This is a genomic window from Enterococcus sp. S183_ASV_20, from assembly GCF_018919685.1.
Classification (GTDB): Bacteria; Bacillota; Bacilli; order Lactobacillales; family Enterococcaceae; genus Enterococcus; species Enterococcus faecalis.
On record NZ_JAHLRI010000135.1, the window covers coordinates 1 to 1,452 of the forward strand.

2 protein-coding genes are annotated in these 1,452 nt (G+C 34.6%); both read right to left on the bottom strand.

What is annotated here, in order from left to right; all coding sequences use genetic code 11:
• Positions 1-558, bottom strand: a 558-nt coding sequence (locus KQI94_RS15985; protein WP_216454641.1) for a Fic family protein, incomplete at its 3' end; no start/stop codon positions are given.
• Between the two features lie 113 nt (positions 559-671).
• Positions 672-1,292 (bottom strand): PcfA protein, encoded by a 621-nt coding sequence (locus KQI94_RS15990; protein ID WP_174091593.1) that lies wholly within the window; start codon positions 1,290-1,292, stop codon positions 672-674.
• Positions 1,293-1,452 lie beyond the last annotated feature (160 nt).

Here is a 1,452-nt window from a genome sequence, read left to right on the forward strand (position 1 = left end):
GTAATAATACATCAAATTGGCATCAAATTGTGTTCTTCGAAAATCAGTTGGAATTGTCAAATAAGTAGAAGATTCTCCTGTTAAAGACCCAATAAATAAGTTGGCCGAGATTAAGGCAGTCCGTTTATTTCCATTATCAAACGCTTGTAGTTTTGCCAAACGAGCGTACAACGCCCAGCCGTCTTCTACACTATTTTCTGTTACTGCATCCAGTTCTCGTTGAACCATTTTTTCTGTAACTGTTCTAGGTGGTACATAATCGCCAACATGTATAGTGACTTTTTCCCTCAATTTTCCAGGATTTTCAGGCTGTCCTTCTTTGTGAGAGTCCATTTGTGCATTAATTCCTTTGAATACATCAACTGTTAGTTTCTTTTGTTGACTAGCATAGTGAATCGCTTTAACTAAATCTTCAAATATATAGCGATCTGTTTCATTGGTAAATTGCCACTCATCCTTGTTTGTAGAAAGGTTCTTTTGTGTTTGCAGAATAGACGTGTTGTACCCATCATATTGGGCCACGGAATATATTAATTCAGCTAATTTTTTTGTATTCATTCTCTCACATCCTCCCCATTTTCATTCATAGTATACCATTTTGACAGTAAAAGTGGTAATCCTTGTTTCTTAGCTAGAAGAGGCTTTTTTACTAGCTGATAAAAAACTCTTTTTTATAAATAAAGTCCCTCTGACTTCTTTGAAAATGTACTTAATTTTTGTTCTAAGTCATTGATTTCTTCCTGCTTAGTCGCAATCTCCTCGGTCAATGTGGCTAACTCGTCTTTTTTAAACTGAATCTTTTGTTCCAGAATTTTCTTCTGTGTTTCTTTATCGGCTATTTCATCTGGTTGCTCTTTTAATTCAGTGGTTTCCCTTTCTTCAGTAGTAAGTTTGTCTTTCTTGCTTCCTTCTGATTCTACAATATCATGTAGTTTTGAAGTTTTCTCTTCTGGCTTATCTTGATTTTCTTGCGTATTGTCTAAAGACGATGGTAATAGTTCCACAAAAGGAATCACTTTTTTAGTGTGAAATGCTGAAAGGAGCTTGTCAAAATAAGGATTGTCTTCGAGTAAAGGTAAATCCACGCGTTTCCCATACAAAATCGTTTCATCAGGACCACTCACTCGAACTTTTTCAGCATATATCCACCCTTGTTCTTTTTGATTGATAATCCGATTGTTCGCACCAATCACAAAATTTATTAAGGCTTCTACCGAATTAATCGGTTCTTTTTTTATATTTGCGGAACAGAGCAAATCATATCGGTATTCTTTACTAAAAAATTTACTCATAGAACATACCTCCTTATCTATTGTTTGTTCTATCTAAATAAATATTACCGTCATCACCAACTATTTCGACAACTTTGTCTTTCAAATAGTTACTATTGCAAACTCGGTATTCTTCGATTAATTGTTCAAGCTCTTTTAAGTTTTTTGCTCTGGCTTTAAC